Genomic DNA, 15,620 nt, shown 5'->3' on the forward strand with positions numbered 1-15,620 from the left:
AGGCTGGGGGTGGAAGTGCAGCAATGCATGGAGCTGACCAGTACTAATCGGTCGAGGGCTTATCCTAAAAGTTTTCGAAGAAAACTACTTCGGAAGCATAAGCTTTAAATCGCAAATTGTTTCGTATCTAGTTTTCAGGGAGTAAATCCTTGGAGTGAAAAGTTCACATCGTTAGAAACATACACACTAACGTGATGTACCATTTCTAACGTAAACCGTGGATTTTTCTGATGATTTTTCAAGAAGCGAAGGCTTCGAAAAATCCTGTTTGGTGGCGATAGCGGAGGGGTTCCACACGTACCCATCCCGAACACGACCGTTAAGCCCTCCAGCGCCGATGGTACTTGGACCGCAGGGTCCTGGGAGAGTAGGACGTCGCCAAGCAAAGAACCACTGTCGATCACGACGGTGGTTTTTATTTTGTCTATTTTTATAGATGAATCGTTTATGTAATAGGTAGTAACATTTTTGTTACGGATTAAAACACATGAGAAGTTATAATAGAATAGGGTTCTTTTAACATAGAGATCGTGTCACTTCGCAACAAAGGGGGAATTTCGACTGCGTTACAGAATGCTATGTCTCTATGCTATCATCTGCTTCACTATAATCCTTACTGCCTGCAGCCAAGGCACATCGTGGGACTCATACGAGGGTGCAGTGAATGTTAATACCTTTCCCGTACCTAAAGAAGCCAATCGAATGGATCGAGCATCGAACAATCCGGAAATGGATTATGTACAATACACTCTGCCTGGTATAGGGAAGAATACAGATATACCTCAAGAATATATTAATGAAATTATAGAGTGGGGCTGGAAAGAAGATACGGCAGCCGAGGATACGAGCAACACTGACTCTGCTCCTCGCATTTTCGTAAAAGATAGCACCCGTGTTCATTTATCCTTGCATAATGGTTATCTTACGGTATTGGTACCCACACAGGACCCTTCAATTATTAAACCTAAGACCGTAGACAGTAACTAGACCTTCACGAGAGTGAAGGTCTTTTTTATATGTATAGAATGAGCAGTATGCGCTCTATTTTATTGAATATAGTAGGCCACTTCTTGATGGGATATTTTTAAATAGCCGTCTTTTCTTTGTCTGAATAGCCATAGGAGGCACGTTAGACGCGGTGCCATCAGCCATACATGCCAAAAAAACAAGCTCATCGCAAAAGAGGGGGGAGAAGCGACGATAAAAACAAAGACAAAGATAAGACCAATCCAGGTCATATGTAAATGAATACGGCTAAAAAGAGGATAAGCAATATGCTGTGAAGGAATTAGTCCTATCCAGGGAGCTCTCCAGGACCAGTGCCAACGATGAAGCTGCCGATTACTAAGAAGAAGAATAGAACGTGAGACTAAATAATGAATCCATACCATGGTTACGCAGGACAAAATGAAATACAAAAGACCAGACCAAGTAAAAAAAATGAGGCTGGCGAGCAGCATAATGAACGTTAAGCTTAAGTAACTAAGTAAAGCTGGCCTAGATATATTGATTTTGCGGATAAGACGATATTGATAGTAAGTAGCCTGATCTCCGATTACCGCGGACATTCCATTCATAACCTCCTATTTATAGCAGAGAACGGCTCTTGATATGAGCTACATAGCAATCAAAAGACCGAATTTATATAATATATATCGGATTGCTGTTTGGAAAAATTTAAATGTTATAAATAATTGGGTACAGACACCTACACGTATTAGGTTGAATAGCATAGGTTATGGAAATAAAGTAGAGTTTCACTATGAAAAGGTTTAAAATAGTAGAAACTGTACCATACTGATAGCAAAAGAAGTGAAGGTGGGATCGTATGGAAACACAACAAATGGAACATACGTGCATTGTTTGTGAGCAGCGTAAGAGGGAAGGCATTTTTATAGTTTCTGAGTTTATTTGCACCGATTGTGAGACGGAGATGGTACACACTGACGCGCAGGATGCCAAGTATCCATTTTTTATTCATCAGTTAAAGCAGATTTGGCTGCATCAAAATAATGTATAATAGACAAGTCATAATTATGAACTTATTTTTAAAGGTCTGAGTAAGGCCTTTTTATTTTTTCTAATTTAATGGATGGGTTCAGAGTAAGTTTGATATGATATACCTTTAAAATGTTTTACAATGGAAGAAGGATAATGACGGAAAGGTTATATGATCTATGGGAAACCAGCTTGATAAGCATAGAGCACCTTTATATGAAGCACTTTTGAAATACAAGTCATCTCAACAACGAACCTATCATGTTCCAGGTCATAAAAATGGACAAGTTTACTCTGATGCATACAGTCGATTCATGCAAGACGTCATGAGTATAGATGTGACTGAAATAACAGGAACAGACGATTTACATCATCCTGAGGGTGTCATTTTAGAGGCACAGCATCTGGCGGCAGATTGTTTTGGTGCTGAAGAGAGCTACTGGCTCGTCGGAGGCAGCACTTCAGGAAATATCGCCTTACTTCTTACGGTATGTACAGAACCTGATGATCTTATACTTGTTCAGCGGAACGTTCACAAGTCGGTATTACATGGGTTAATGCTGGCCGGAGCTCAGGCCGTCTTTATGTTACCGGAGATGGATCATCATTCCGGGTTAGCTACAGCTCCTTCAGTCGAGACGGTTAAGGCCTCCCTTGAAGCCTATCCGCAAGCAAAGGCAGTATTGATTACGATGCCGAATTATTATGGAATGGGCTTTTCTATCGAATCCATTGCAGCAATATGCCACCAATTCCATGTTCCGCTTCTTGTGGATGAAGCACATGGGGCACATTATGGAATGCACCCGGATGTCCCGGCATCCGCGTTGTCGGCTGGAGCAGATGGTGTGGTTCAATCCACACATAAAATGCTGTCGGCGATGACGATGGGAGCCATGCTGCATGTACAGGGAGAGCGGATCAATCGGACACTGCTGAAGCAGCGCTTGTCCATGATCCAGAGCTCCAGCCCTTCGTACCCGCTCATGGCTTCGCTTGACTTGGCGCGCCGACATCTGCATGTGCACGGCGCAGAGGCTTTCACGGCTGGGCTCACTGCCGTGAAAACAGCAAGGCGCGGCATACAGTCGATGCCGCGTTACGGTATCCTGCAGCCATCGGCAACTGGGGCCGCAGGATATACCGCTCAGGACCCATTTAAGCTTGTCATATATGACAAGTTAGGGGACCTGAGCGGTTACGAGCTGCAGCGTGAGCTTGAAGCTCACGGCTGCATGCCAGAGATGAGCGACGACCGTTACGTCGTCCTCCTGTTTAGCCTGGGCTCTACAGAAGAGGATGCCATGCACCTTTTAGGTGCACTCATGCATATATCGTTAGAGAAGGAGCCCAGAAATAAAGACATTACAGAAGCAAACAACAGTCCTGTTTCCACGTGGAACATTTTGCAATCTGATGTCTATTCCTGTCCGATCCCTTTTGATATGCGTACAAGAACGGAAGAAGATATCGAATCTGTTGAACTTAGTAAATGTGCTGGTCGCAGAGCTGCTGAGATGGTGATTCCTTATCCGCCAGGTATTCCGATCCTGTATCCAGGAGAGCTGATTAGTGAAGCAATGCAAGAGCGTTTAATTGCACTTCGAAATGCTGGGGCCAAATGCCAAGGGACGCGGGATGCAAGTTTACATCAGCTGCTCGTTATACAAGAAAAACGCTAGCGAAAGCTGAATATTTCAAATAGATCAAGTTGAAAACGTAGTTTAGGAGAGATACACATTGCCGATGGGAAAGTTTATTACATTTGAGGGTGGAGACGGCTCCGGTAAAACAACCATGATTAAGAAGCTGTCTGCGTATCTAGAAGACAAGAAAATTCCTTACTTGATGACACGCGAGCCCGGTGGAATTGATATAGCAGAAAAAATCCGCTCCATTATATTAAATCCGGAGCATACAACGATGGATGCTCGCACTGAAGCACTGCTCTATGCAGCTGCTCGCAGACAACATCTTGCGGAGAAAGTCATTCCCGCACTTCAAAATGGAGTAATGGTCTTGTCTGACCGCTTTGTCGACAGCAGTCTGGCTTATCAAGGATATGCCAGAGGGCTTGGTATGGAAGAGGTCCGCTCCATTAATGAATTTGCTACAGATCACTTATCACCTGATCTGACACTTTATTTTGATATTAGTCCAGAACAAGGATTAGCTCGGATTGCTGCCAATCAAGGGCGTGAAGTGAATCGGCTTGATATGGAGAACCTATCGTTCCATGACAAGGTGAGAGAGGGATATTTGATTCTAGCTAAGCAAGAGCCGAATCGAATCCAGATTATTGATGCTTCCTTGTCGCAAGAAGAGGTTTTTTGTAGCTTAATTACGAAGCTAAGGTGTGTAATAGAGGATATTTAAGGGTATATGTCTAATTATTAAGTATTTAAGGAGTACTGTACATCTCTCAGGTACGCTTTGAATCAAACTTTAGGATTTTAGTATGGGCTATCACTGCAACTTAAGATTCTTAAGGACTAAGTTTTATTCCTCATTATTCGTCGAACTCCTATAGGCGGGAGAAGATTCATCATATCTTTGAAGGTTACGCTGCCTTCGGGCAAGGGTGACTTACTCTGGAATAGAGTAGTGACTTATGATTTATTCTAACGGTGGAAGCTTGGTTGAAGGCGGTTGGGAACATAAGTGCTGAGCATGAGATTATTTAGAGGAGGCGTTTCAAGATGAAACTTATTGTTGCGATTATTCAGGATAAAGACAGTAATCGTTTATCTAGTGCACTGGTCAAAGCAAACTTCCGTGCGACGAAGCTGGCGAGCACAGGTGGATTTTTGAAAGCAGGGAATACCACATTCATGATCGGGGTGGATGACAGCCAGGTTGAATCCGTGATGAACGTGATCCGCAGCAGCTGTAAGGTAAGAGAGCAGCTCGTTACTCCGGTTACTCCAATGAGCGGAACGACCGATTCCTATTTACCGCTTCCTGTAGAGGTTCAGGTAGGAGGAGCGACGGTGTTCGTTCTGCCGGTTGATCGATTTGAACATTTTTAAGAGCACTCTTTTGGCAACAGAAAGCAGGGATATCTTGTGAAAATCAATCCAGGATTCAGACCACTTCAGAGCGGCATCAATTCAAATGAGAATAATAGCAAGCCTGTGCAAAATAAAGGTTTTGCCGATATGATGCAGCAACAGGGTGAACGAGCTTCTCAGGCAGAGCTGACTCGGCGGTTGAATGAGATTCAGCTGCAAGGTGATCGGTTAGCGAGATCCATGACCATACGGGAGCTCAAGGCCTATAAGCAGCTGGTCAAGCGTTTCTTAGATGACACGGTAAGAAGAGGCATAGCGACGAAGCAGACCAAAGGCTGGGACCGCCGCGGACGCGGGAAGAAGTACTTACTGCTTGATGAAGTGGATGCCGCTCTGGTTGCTATGGCGGAGGAGCTGCTTCAGAGTGAGCAGGGGAAGATAGAGCTTCTGCAAAAAATCGGCGAGATTCGGGGAATGCTGATTAACTTGAGCTTTTAAAATCTCATAGCTTATGACGTATCCAAAGACAAGTGATTTCGATCGCTTGTTTTTTTTGTAGATAAGAGCCGTCGGCAGATAAGCCGATTGATTTTTTTGGCTGCAGAAATGGAAAATGTTTTTTTTGTGAATACTAAAATTAAAATGGTTGCGTGTCATGGTATAATGAAGTTTAGAGGATTGAACTAAGGGATTCCCTTCTTCTGAGGATTCATTAAGAGGAATCTATTCCCTACGTTTGGAATGGATTCCGGGCAGGGTTAACGATGGATGATCTCTTTGGTTCTTCTCTTCTAAATGATATATAATATCTCATGCTGACTAACAGGTGAAGTTCTAGACCGCAGCAGCTTTTTTTATAGGGGAGGAACTCATGTCATTTCGTGAAATTTTGGGGCAAGATACAGCTAAACAAATGCTGCAGGGCGGACTCCGCAAGAACGCGATCAGTCATGCTTATTTATTTAGCGGTCCATTAGGCAGCGGACAACGTCAGATGGCAACAGCATTCGCCCAATCTATTTTTTGCACTCAAAATGCAGACGATGCATGCGGTGAATGTCTGGAGTGTCGGAAGGTTAAGCATGGGAATCATCCAGACCTCCATTATGTAGAGCCTGAGGGCGCAAGCCTCAAAATAGATCAGATTCGCGATTTGCAAAAAATCTTTGCTTATCGGTCTGAAAAAAATAATCCTAAGATTTATATTATTGATCAGGCGGATAAAATGACAGTTCAAGCTGCCAACAGCATGCTGAAGTTCCTTGAGGAGCCGCAGGTGCCGGCAGTAGGAATACTGATCACGAGCAACAAGGGAGCTATGCTTCCTACGATTTTATCTCGAACGCAGGAGATCCCCTTTAAGGCATTGAATCCTGAGCTGGTTCAGGAGATGCTGCAGAAGGAGGGTTACGCGCCCGCGCTCGTTCGAACAGCTTCATTTTTAAGCGCAGGCCTTGAGTCTTGCAAGAATTTGCTTGACCAGAATTGGTTTGCAGAAATTAGAAATGTAGTGTTACAATTAGGGAAAGAATCTCTGTCCAGAGGCGATATAGCGCTGATTTCTGCCCAGCAGAAGCTGTTCAAGACAGGGCTTTCTGAACATCTTGAACTGATGTTTGAACTCTTTCATTTATGGTTCAAGGACATGCTTTATATTATTTACGGTAAGCAGGAGAACGTTATTTTTATAGATCAACTCAATACACTCTCTACCATTGCTATGACTCGTACAACCGAACAATGGGTGTCCTATATGGACTTGGCTGCAGAATGCAGAAAGAAGCTTCGGTATAATGTGAATGGTCAGCTATGTGTAGAACAATTACTAATTGGACTAGCCTCTTGAGGTGGAGCACGCAAGTATTAGGCGACGATATCTCAGGGACGTTCATTCTATGCCCTAGCACAGTCCTAACATGATACGCTTCTCGATTGCGGCCCTGTTTTCAGGCTTCGATAGAGGTTTATTGGCATACAAGGGGGTTAATTTTTTTGTATAATGTAGTCGGTGTCCGTTTTAAGAAAGCGGGCAAAATTTATTACTTTGATCCCCTCGATCTTCCTATTGAAAAAGATTCTAGCGTCATCGTAGAGACAGCGAGAGGGATTGAGTACGGCAAAGTCGTTATAGGAAAGAAAGTCGTTGGTGAATCTGACGTTGTATTACCTCTCAAGAAGGTAATTCGTATTGCAGGTGACTCGGACGCCAAAGTGGTGGAAGAGAACAAGCTTGCTGCAAAAGACGCATTTGGCACCTGTTTAAATAAAATCAAAGAGCACGGACTTAAGATGAAGCTTGTCGATGTGGAATTCACATTTGACCGAAATAAAATTATATTTTATTTTACGGCTGAAGGACGTGTCGATTTTAGAGAGTTAGTTAAAGATTTGGCCAGCATTTTTAGGACACGGATTGAGCTTCGCCAAATTGGCGTACGTGATGAAGCGAAGATGCTTGGAGGGATCGGCCCATGTGGGCGGATACTCTGCTGTTCCTCCTGGCTGGGTGATTTCGAACCGGTATCCATTAAGATGGCCAAGGATCAGAGCCTGTCCCTGAATCCAACCAAAATATCCGGACTTTGCGGCAGACTTATGTGCTGCTTGAAATTTGAGCATGATAACTATGAGAGTGTTAAGGAAGAGCTGCCAGCCGTCGGCAAGCTTGTCGTCACCTCGTTAGGTGAGGGCAAGGTCGTTGGAATTCACGCAGGCAACCGCAAGGTACATGTTCAATTGTTTGAGATTAACAAAGTAAAAGAGCTTTCTATGGATGACGTCGTCATCAAGTAACCATTATGTTTGCTTTCGGGGTGGGATCTTGGAGAAAAAATCGATTTTTGCGCACATTCTTGAAATGGAAACACAAATGGGACAAATGCATAATGATCTTGGCGAGTTAAAAATGATTGTAAAGGAACTGCTCGAAGAGAATCAACGTTTGACGCTGGAAAATGAACAGTTGCGCAAGGTCCTAAAGCGGGAGTCCTCTACAGAGACACCTGCACCAGCTCCCAAAAATCCTGTACAATTCGTGCCCGCAACCGAGACTACCGAAGAGGTGGTTGGAGAGGGATACGATAATTTGGCAAGATTGTATTACGAAGGTTTCCATATTTGTAACGTTTATTATGGGCATTTACGTACAGAGGGCGATTGTTTGTTCTGTCTGTCATTTTTGAATAAGTAATGAGCCGTAGGGATACCCTACGGCTTTTCTATTAAAGCTGAATGGGTTCGATTCATGCATCGAGGTTTGGTTTAGTATACACATTAATATGAATCAGGCAGGTATCAGAATGAGTATAAACAAGGTTAAGTTACAGCCATCTGAACGACTGGATGATCTGTTAACTCATGATTTGCGTATTATTCAAAGCGATGAGGTGTTCAGCTTCTCTATGGACGCTGTATTGCTGGCCAGATTTGCAGGCCTTCCCAAGCGGGGAAAGGTCCTGGATCTCTGCACAGGGAATGGAGTCATTCCTCTCCTGATGTCCACAAGAACAGAGGCATCGATCGAAGGCATTGAGATTCAGCCTAGAATTGCCGATATGGCCAGACGAAGTGTGATGCTGAATGGACTTGGAGATCAGATCATGATTCGGGAAGGGGATCTGAGGGAATTGCCTGGCATTACAGGTTATGGGGTCTATGATGCCATTACTGTTAATCCACCCTATATGCCGTTAAACGGAAGTGATATTACACTGAATGAGCATCAGGCGATCGCTAGGCATGAGATCCATTGTACTTTGGAGGAGGTCCTGAAGGCTTGTATGCATTTGGTACGTACAGGCGGAAAAGTATCCATGGTGCACAAACCCCAGAGAATCGGTGAAATTATCACATTAATGCGTAAATATCGGTTGGAGCCGAAACGAATTCGCATGGTTCATCCACGAATCGACAAAGAGGCGAATATGGTGCTCATTGAGGCTTTACGAGATGGCAAGCCGGATGTGAGAATGCTGCCGCCGCTGATCGTATATAACGAAAATGGGGAATATTGCAAAGAAATTATGGATATTTACTATCCGAGTCCATGACTACCACTGGAGATGGATACAAGCAGGATCGGTGAGACGTGGAACTGGAGAGGAGTTAGCTATGAGTATTCAAGTACAGAAGAGCTTTGAACAGAAGGAAGGAACGGGTACACTTTATCTTGTAGGTACGCCGATCGGTAATTTGGAAGATATCACATATCGCGCGGTAAATACCTTGAAGTCATGTGATATCATTGCCGCGGAAGATACAAGACAAACCCGCAAGCTATTAACTCATTTTGAGATCAGCCCTGAGATGTTGTTTAGTTATCATGAGCATAACAAGGAAGCCAGTGGACCTGAATTAATTCGATATATAATAGAAGGAAAAAATTTAGCCCTTGTCAGCGATGCAGGTATGCCGGCCATTTCAGATCCTGGTTCAGACCTGGTCCGTCTTGCCATTCATGCACATATTCCCGTGGTGACGGTGCCAGGAGCGAACGCTGCTCTATCTGCGCTAATTGCATCCGGTCTTGGAACCGAGCGATTCACCTTCGTTGGTTTTCTTCCCCGTGAGAAAAAGGACATTACAGCTATCCTGAAGAGTTTTGGCGCATCGCAGGGCACCCTGCTGTTTTATGAGTCGCCGCATCGGGTACAAAAAACGTTAACCGTCATGCTGGAGCTATGGGGAAACCGAAGAGCGGTGCTCGCAAGAGAGCTGACCAAGCGTCACGAGGAATATGTGCGAGGGAATCTACAGGAGTGTATAGAGTGGCTTGAGGAGCATCCGCCCCTAGGCGAGTATTGTTTGATTGTAGAGGGAAGAAGTCAGGACGAAGAGAAAGAGCTGCAGAAGGCGTGGTGGCAGCAGTTAAGTCTTACGGAGCACGTGGAGCACTATGAGAAGGAAGGCCTCTCTCGCAAGGATGCGATGAAGAGCACGGCTGCAGATCGAGAGCTATCCAAAAGGGATGTATATAATGCTTTATTAAAAGAGGAACAATAGACCTCAGACAGAATAAAAGAAAAAACACCTTCTTCGGCAGATTGGATCTGACGAGGAAGGTGCCTAAGGAGATATGAAAAAGGTTAGAAATAACAATTATATATTCTCAAGAAAAGCGAGCATCTATATTAAAGGAATCGTAATGATTACTGATTAAAGGTATGCTTTTCTCTATCCAAAATTGATTATAACCTATTTTACTTAATTTGTCACAGGTGCTGGAATTTCAGAAATACATTCGTGACAAACAATTTTACCTTTGAAGTAAGTTACGTTCTCAGCGTTGCCGCAGAAGATACATGCAGGCTCATATTTCTTAAGCATGATGCGCTCACCGTCTACGTAGATTTCAAGAGCATCTTTTTCACCAATACCGAGTGTACGGCGCAATTCGATAGGAATAACAACCCGGCCCAGTTCATCAACTTTTCTTACAATACCTGTAGATTTCATCATTTTATACTAACTCCTCTCGCCATCGCTTATTACTGTCATGATTCGACATTATTTTATCTTTTATGCTAATCATCATACCAACCATTCCCAAATCAGTCAACATTGAAAATAAAGAATAAAGTTAACATTGTATGAAGAAAGGGAATGAGTACTGGTATTAACGATGATTTTCTAGTATCTATCTATTATTATAACGCGTGTCGATTTGGAAATCAAAACTGCATCATTATTCGACAAACTTTGTCGTATAATGTCGAATATATGAAGTGATTAGCTTGGATAAAGTCGAAATCCGACTTTAGTTGCACACAATTGAATTTTGCTATAAGAATTTAGGTTGAAAAAAGGAGCTGATTATCAATGGAACAAAAGCTTAGCGAAGAGAAAGTATTTAAAGACCCTGTACATAACTACGTGCATGTCCAGGATCCGATTATATGGCAGCTTATCAACACCCCGGAATTTCAGCGTCTTCGCCGAATTCGACAATTGGGGACTACATATTTGACTTTTCATGGAGCAGAACACAGCCGCTTCTCCCATTCATTAGGTGTGTATGAAATTACAAGGAAGATCATATCGCAGTTTGAACGCAATGAATATCCCGATTGGCCTAAAGAAGAGAAGCTAGTTGCTCTATGCGCAGCTCTGCTGCATGATGTTGGGCATGGTCCTTTTTCCCACTCTATTGAAGAAGCTTTTGATATGGATCATGAAGAATGGACCTGTAAGATCATACTGGGAGATACCGAAGTGGGCCGGATACTGGGTACCGTAGGTCCTGATTTTGCCCAAAAGGTCGCTTCTGTGATTGCCAAGACGTATGACAAGCCTATTGTTGTCAATCTGGTTTCAAGTCCGCTCGATGCCGATCGAATGGATTACTTGCTGCGGGATGCCTATTATACCGGAGTGAATTATGGAACCATTGACCTTGACCGAATACTTCGAATGCTGCGCCCTTACCAGGGAAGAGTTGTGGTTAAAGATTCTGGAATGCATGCCGTAGAAGATTATTTAATGTCGAGATATCAGATGTATTGGCAGGTATATTTTCACCCTGTAACTCGAAGCTCCGAAATTGTCCTGCGTCAAATCTTTAGAAGAGCCAAGGAACTCGTAGAAGAAGAGTACATCTTCAGCTTCATGCTTAGACCCCTCCTTCATCTGATTAAGGGCGATGTATCGGTCAAGGACTATCTTCGTATCGATGAATCTACGATTCAGGCTGCCTTTAATGAATGGACTTATGAGAAGGACCCCATTCTGAGTGAGCTGTGTACCCGGTTCCTGGACCGTAAGCTCTATAAGTATGTGGAAGTGGATTATATCGAGCAGAAGGATATCAAGCGAATAGAAGAAGCATTTCTCAAGGCAAACTTGAATCCAGCCTATGACCTTGAAATTGATTTTCCTACCGATCTGCCGTATGATGTGTTCCGACCTGATATTGCGGGGAGCAAGAGACAGATCATCATTCTAGACAAGCAGGAAAGACAAAGAGATATATCCGAGGTATCCGAGATTGTCCGCTCTATTAGCGGCATGCAAAAAGGGAATTATCATCTGTACTTCCCGCAGGAGAAGCTGATGAATGCACTACCCAAGCTGCCTCCGGAAATTGCCGGTATGTTTAAATAATGTGAGACAAGATACAGTCCTTGAAAGGAGAAAAATATACGATGTTATTCGACACACATACACATTTGGATGCACCCGAGTTCGACGCTGACCGCGAGGAAGTGATTCAGCGCGCTGTCGAAAAGGGGGTTACCCGAATGATTAATATAGGATTTAATCGGGAAACAATTCCGACTACGATGAAACTTGCCGAAACCTATGATTTTATCTATGCGGCAGTAGGCTGGCATCCTGTCGATGCCATTACGATGAAGGATGGAGATTTGGAATGGATTGCATCATTATGTAAACATGAGAAGGTCGTTGCGATCGGTGAAATTGGTCTGGATTATCATTGGGATACGTCTCCCAAAGAGATTCAGCATGAGGTGCTGCGCAAACAAATTGGACTGGCTAGAGAGATCGCTATGCCGATTGTTATTCATAACCGGGATGCGCATGAAGACATTATTCGAATTCTGCGGGAAGAGAGGGCACAAGAAGTAGGCGGAGTGATGCATTCTTTCTCAGGCAGCTGGGAAACTGCAAAAATGGCGCTGGATATGGGCTTTCATATCTCCTTCGGAGGACCGATCACGTTCAAGAACGCGAAGCAGCCCAAAGAGGTGCTTGCAAAGGTACCGCTTGACCGGCTTTTGATCGAAACGGATTCACCATACCTGACTCCACATCCATTCCGCGGCAAGAGAAATGAGTCAGCTCATGTGGCCTTGGTAGCAGAAATGGCAGCGGAGCTGAAGGGCATTTCTGTGGAGGAATTGGCAAGGATTACGACCGCAAATGCACTGGAACGATTTGACATTCGTTAAAATAGAGAGAAAAACAGGTGAAAAAGGGAGTAAAACGGAGCGATTAAACTTTTTGTAAGACTTTTTCGCTGATTATTACAAATTTTTAACCAATTATTTAGAAAAACATAGTTGAATACTGCTTTACAACATGTATCGAAACAGGATATCATCGTTTCAGTGAATTGTTGATTGTTGGTAAAGTCCATTTTACATTCAGTTGATTTACCACTTTGAATTCACTTCATGAGTCATTCTCGCTGAATCTTTTGTAATTTAACAAAGAACGGGGGAACCGATATAGTGGTCTGCTGCTAGTCAGAAGATGGAATTAAGAGAGTTGTCTCTCTTGCTCTGACCACTGTATTTGATTTCAACACTTGAGTCTTGGGGTGAACGTAAAGGACAGCTGCCATGAGCAGCCTGGATCTGAGCGGGGGCGACTCTTACGCCCGAACCCGACAGCTAACTCCGTAAGCGTATTGAAGAGGCAAAACTCGTGCATGATGTTTCCGATATTCTCATTTGAACTTATCGGAGCCACGAAAGATTTCCTCTTAAACTCTTTTTTGGCTTCTTTGTTTTAGGAGAATAAAAGTTACATTGTCGTCATACTGTTGGTTAACAGGAGGTGACATCATGCTGCGAAGAGTGGCACATGATGCAGAATCGGACGGGAGTTTCTCCGGTTTTGTAGACAAATCGGTATAGTCGCGTCAAATACAATCATGCAATACTCTTGACGGCGGGACTATGAAGGAGGACGGAGGAAGTGGGAAATTTCCAACTAGAGGAGACCCATGAGTCACCATCATCCAGCAAGTCTTTCGCGTTGCGATGGAAGCATGAGAATCTGCGTCAGATCACACTAGTCGCAATCTTCTCAATCGCACTGTTAGTCATGATCTCACTCATTGTGTATGGTCAGGGAGGCAAAGAAATCTCAATTGTCGTGGACGGCAAGGTTCAAACCTTGGAAACACGTGAAGGAATGCTTAGTGAAGTGCTGGATGAGCATTCAATCGCAGTCAGTCCACATGACGAAGTATCGATGTCTTTGAGTGATGAGATTGAAGATGGGGATCGAGTAACAATTAACCGGGCCGTAGCGATTAACGTAACGGCAGACGGTGAGACAGAGCAAGTTTATACAACACAGGATACCGTTAAGGAAGCACTTGCTGCTCATAGCATCGAAGTATCAGAAGATGATAAAGTATATCCTGCTGCTGACACTGCGGTGAAGGCAGATCTTAATATTCGAGTAGTCCGGGTGACTAAGCAAACAGCGTCACAAGAAGCTTCGATTCCGTTCAAGGTGATCAAGACGGCTGACCCAAGCTTGTACAAGGGCGATAACCGGGTCATTCAGAGCGGCAAGGAAGGTGTAATTGTCCAGACGATCGAGAAGACCTTCCAGGACGGCGAATTGGTGTCCAAGAAAATGACGGGCAAGAAGGTACAGACCAACCGTGTCGACAAAGTCATTGCCGTAGGAACGAAGAAGAAGCCTGAGCCAGTTCAGGAAACCGTGGTTGCCTCTGCAAGTGAAGCTGAAGCTGAAGCTGCAACTGCAACTGCTTCTAAAGCTTCTAATGCATCCTCTTCGAAATCGTCAGCAAATCTGGCTGATAAAGTGAAGAAGGTATCTGCTTCAAGTGACAGCGATTCTGTCACGAAGGACGGAGTTACATTCAAGGCCAAAAAAGTGCTAAGCAATGTATCTATGACGGCCTATTCCTCAGAACAAGAGGGCATTGGTACGAAGACGGCTTCCGGCACGCGTGTACAGGAAGGGCGTACCATTGCAGTTGACCCTGATGTGATCCCTCTCGGATGGTGGGTATACATTGAAGGCGTAGGATTCCGTCGTGCCGAAGATACAGGCGGCGCAATCAAAGGCAACAAAATTGATGTGTATTATGACAGCTTGGAGCAGGCACTCAATTTTGGCCGCAAAAAAGGTAAAACAGTATACGTTATCGGTCCGGTGAAGCCGGAACTGAATTAAAATATATTTTACAATGCGTCCCTGATGTTATAGTATTAACATCAAGATTAGGTGATGCTATATAAGGTGAACGAAAGTTTAGACAGCAAGTCTATCGTTTGCCTCTTACATGCAGAAGAGGAGTTTTTCCTCTTCTCTTTTTGTTTAGAAAGGAAGTCATGTGATCATGATTAAAGAAATCATTGTCGTTGAAGGCAGAGATGATACCGTAGCCATCAAGCGTGCAGTGAATGCAGATACAATAGAAACCGGCGGTTCTGCTATAAACGCCCGTATACTTAAGAAAATTGAGCTTGCTCAGCAAAGAAGAGGTGTTATCGTCTTTACGGACCCTGATCATGCAGGCGAGCGAATTCGCAAAATAATATCGAACAAGATTCCCGGCGTGAAGCATGCCTTCATTAAGGAGCAGGATGCGACCCGCAAAGGTGATATTGGTGTGGAGAATGCATCTCCTGACTCTATCCGCGCAGCACTGTCCAAGGTGCATACAACCTATGATGGAGCTAAGCCGCTCATAGACTGGCAAGATCTGATTGAAGCCGGACTCATCGTCCATAAGGACGCCGCAAATCGGCGTATGATGCTGGGTAACATTCTGGGCATAGGATATTGTAATGGCAAGCAGCTGCATAAGCGGCTGACGATGTTTCAGATAAGCCGTGAGGAATTTGTACGAGCACTAGAGCAAATAGAACGTGAGGGATCATGAGA

At 44.0% G+C, this 15,620-nt stretch carries 16 protein-coding genes, 1 rRNA gene and 1 riboswitch; of the genes, 16 read left to right on the forward strand and 1 reads right to left on the reverse strand.

Annotated features, from left to right (window positions below; translation table 11 throughout):
* Nucleotides 1–267: 267 nt before the first annotated feature.
* The 12 genes from rrf (at nt 268) to rsmI (ending at nt 10,010) form a co-directional block, all read left to right on the forward strand.
* Nucleotides 268–384: ribosomal RNA gene (gene rrf / locus ACFSVM_RS18765) — 5S ribosomal RNA — on the forward strand.
* A gap of 276 nt (nt 385–660) precedes the next feature.
* Nucleotides 661–987: a hypothetical protein gene (locus ACFSVM_RS18770; RefSeq protein ID WP_143757813.1), complete on the forward strand. Its 327-nt coding sequence runs from the start codon at nt 661–663 to the stop codon at nt 985–987.
* Between the two features lie 841 nt (nt 988–1,828).
* A complete protein-coding gene (locus tag ACFSVM_RS18775; RefSeq protein WP_379263859.1) occupies nt 1,829–2,020 on the forward strand; it encodes a sigma factor G inhibitor Gin in 192 nt (63 codons plus the stop codon).
* Between the two features lie 157 nt (nt 2,021–2,177).
* The gene (locus tag ACFSVM_RS18780) at nt 2,178–3,680 is read left to right on the forward strand and encodes an aminotransferase class I/II-fold pyridoxal phosphate-dependent enzyme (protein WP_379263861.1); all 1,503 of its coding nucleotides are present in this window, start codon (nt 2,178–2,180) and stop codon (nt 3,678–3,680) included.
* 64 nt (nt 3,681–3,744) lie between these two features.
* Complete coding sequence (tmk, locus tag ACFSVM_RS18785) at nt 3,745–4,374, forward strand: dTMP kinase (RefSeq protein ID WP_379263932.1); 630 nt, start codon at nt 3,745–3,747, stop codon at nt 4,372–4,374.
* Between the two features lie 323 nt (nt 4,375–4,697).
* Nucleotides 4,698–5,027: a cyclic-di-AMP receptor gene (locus tag ACFSVM_RS18790; RefSeq protein WP_047914178.1), complete on the forward strand. Its 330-nt coding sequence runs from the start codon at nt 4,698–4,700 to the stop codon at nt 5,025–5,027.
* A gap of 36 nt (nt 5,028–5,063) precedes the next feature.
* Nucleotides 5,064–5,507 carry a YaaR family protein gene (locus tag ACFSVM_RS18795; protein ID WP_379263864.1) on the forward strand — a complete coding sequence of 148 codons (444 nt, stop codon included), beginning with the start codon at nt 5,064–5,066 and terminating at the stop codon, nt 5,505–5,507.
* 373 nt (nt 5,508–5,880) lie between these two features.
* Nucleotides 5,881–6,855, forward strand: a complete 975-nt coding sequence (gene holB, locus ACFSVM_RS18800) for a DNA polymerase III subunit delta' (protein ID WP_076315666.1) — start codon at nt 5,881–5,883, stop codon at nt 6,853–6,855.
* A gap of 146 nt (nt 6,856–7,001) precedes the next feature.
* Nucleotides 7,002–7,802 (forward strand): PSP1 domain-containing protein, encoded by an 801-nt coding sequence (locus ACFSVM_RS18805; RefSeq protein WP_047914176.1) that lies wholly within the window; start codon nt 7,002–7,004, stop codon nt 7,800–7,802.
* Nucleotides 7,803–7,830: 28 nt separating this feature from the next.
* Entirely contained in the window at nt 7,831–8,199 is a 369-nt protein-coding gene (gene yabA, locus ACFSVM_RS18810; RefSeq protein WP_076315665.1) for a DNA replication initiation control protein YabA, read from the forward strand.
* 109 nt (nt 8,200–8,308) lie between these two features.
* Nucleotides 8,309–9,058 (forward strand): tRNA1(Val) (adenine(37)-N6)-methyltransferase, encoded by a 750-nt coding sequence (locus ACFSVM_RS18815; protein WP_076315672.1) that lies wholly within the window; start codon nt 8,309–8,311, stop codon nt 9,056–9,058.
* Nucleotides 9,059–9,119: 61 nt separating this feature from the next.
* Complete coding sequence (gene rsmI, locus ACFSVM_RS18820; protein WP_379263867.1) at nt 9,120–10,010, forward strand: 16S rRNA (cytidine(1402)-2'-O)-methyltransferase; 891 nt, start codon at nt 9,120–9,122, stop codon at nt 10,008–10,010.
* Nucleotides 10,011–10,211: 201 nt separating this feature from the next.
* On the opposite strand, the gene ACFSVM_RS18825 is transcribed toward rsmI, so the two are convergent.
* Nucleotides 10,212–10,466: an AbrB/MazE/SpoVT family DNA-binding domain-containing protein gene (locus tag ACFSVM_RS18825; protein WP_047914173.1), complete on the reverse strand. Its 255-nt coding sequence runs from the start codon at nt 10,464–10,466 to the stop codon at nt 10,212–10,214.
* 360 nt (nt 10,467–10,826) lie between these two features.
* On the opposite strand from ACFSVM_RS18825, the gene ACFSVM_RS18830 reads away from it, so the two are divergent.
* The 4 genes from ACFSVM_RS18830 (at nt 10,827) to rnmV (ending at nt 15,618) form a co-directional block, all read left to right on the forward strand.
* Nucleotides 10,827–12,107, forward strand: a complete 1,281-nt coding sequence (locus ACFSVM_RS18830; protein ID WP_379263869.1) for an HD domain-containing protein — start codon at nt 10,827–10,829, stop codon at nt 12,105–12,107.
* 41 nt (nt 12,108–12,148) lie between these two features.
* Nucleotides 12,149–12,916 carry a TatD family hydrolase gene (locus ACFSVM_RS18835; RefSeq protein WP_076315662.1) on the forward strand — a complete coding sequence of 256 codons (768 nt, stop codon included), beginning with the start codon at nt 12,149–12,151 and terminating at the stop codon, nt 12,914–12,916.
* Nucleotides 12,917–13,143: 227 nt separating this feature from the next.
* Nucleotides 13,144–13,390, forward strand: a riboswitch (cyclic di-AMP (ydaO/yuaA leader).
* 277 nt (nt 13,391–13,667) lie between these two features.
* Nucleotides 13,668–14,906, forward strand: coding sequence for a ubiquitin-like domain-containing protein (locus ACFSVM_RS18840; protein WP_379263872.1), 1,239 nt, complete (start codon nt 13,668–13,670; stop codon nt 14,904–14,906).
* A 166-nt stretch (nt 14,907–15,072) separates the two neighbouring features.
* The gene (rnmV, locus tag ACFSVM_RS18845; RefSeq protein WP_047914170.1) at nt 15,073–15,618 is read left to right on the forward strand and encodes a ribonuclease M5; all 546 of its coding nucleotides are present in this window, start codon (nt 15,073–15,075) and stop codon (nt 15,616–15,618) included.
* The last annotated feature ends 2 nt before the right edge of the window (nt 15,619–15,620 follow it).

Origin of the sequence: Paenibacillus shunpengii (genome assembly GCF_042684905.1) — a bacterium.
Taxonomy (GTDB): domain Bacteria; phylum Bacillota; class Bacilli; order Paenibacillales; family Paenibacillaceae; genus Paenibacillus; species Paenibacillus shunpengii.

Excerpts from the sequence above, each read along its gene's own strand:
- ACFSVM_RS18835 (WP_076315662.1), top strand. The coding sequence starts at position 12,149 with ATGTTATTCGACACACATACACATTTGGATGCACCCGAGTTCGACGCT.
- tmk (WP_379263932.1), top strand. The coding sequence starts at position 3,745 with ATGGGAAAGTTTATTACATTTGAGGGTGGAGACGGCTCCGGTAAAACA.
- holB (WP_076315666.1), top strand. The coding sequence starts at position 5,881 with ATGTCATTTCGTGAAATTTTGGGGCAAGATACAGCTAAACAAATGCTG.
- ACFSVM_RS18815 (WP_076315672.1), top strand. The coding sequence starts at position 8,309 with ATGAGTATAAACAAGGTTAAGTTACAGCCATCTGAACGACTGGATGAT.
- ACFSVM_RS18830 (WP_379263869.1), top strand. The coding sequence starts at position 10,827 with ATGGAACAAAAGCTTAGCGAAGAGAAAGTATTTAAAGACCCTGTACAT.
- ACFSVM_RS18780 (WP_379263861.1), top strand. The coding sequence starts at position 2,178 with ATGGGAAACCAGCTTGATAAGCATAGAGCACCTTTATATGAAGCACTT.
- ACFSVM_RS18825 (WP_047914173.1), bottom strand. The coding sequence starts at position 10,466 with ATGATGAAATCTACAGGTATTGTAAGAAAAGTTGATGAACTGGGCCGG.
- ACFSVM_RS18790 (WP_047914178.1), top strand. The coding sequence starts at position 4,698 with ATGAAACTTATTGTTGCGATTATTCAGGATAAAGACAGTAATCGTTTA.
- rsmI (WP_379263867.1), top strand. The coding sequence starts at position 9,120 with ATGAGTATTCAAGTACAGAAGAGCTTTGAACAGAAGGAAGGAACGGGT.
- ACFSVM_RS18775 (WP_379263859.1), top strand. The coding sequence starts at position 1,829 with ATGGAAACACAACAAATGGAACATACGTGCATTGTTTGTGAGCAGCGT.
- rnmV (WP_047914170.1), top strand. The coding sequence starts at position 15,073 with ATGATTAAAGAAATCATTGTCGTTGAAGGCAGAGATGATACCGTAGCC.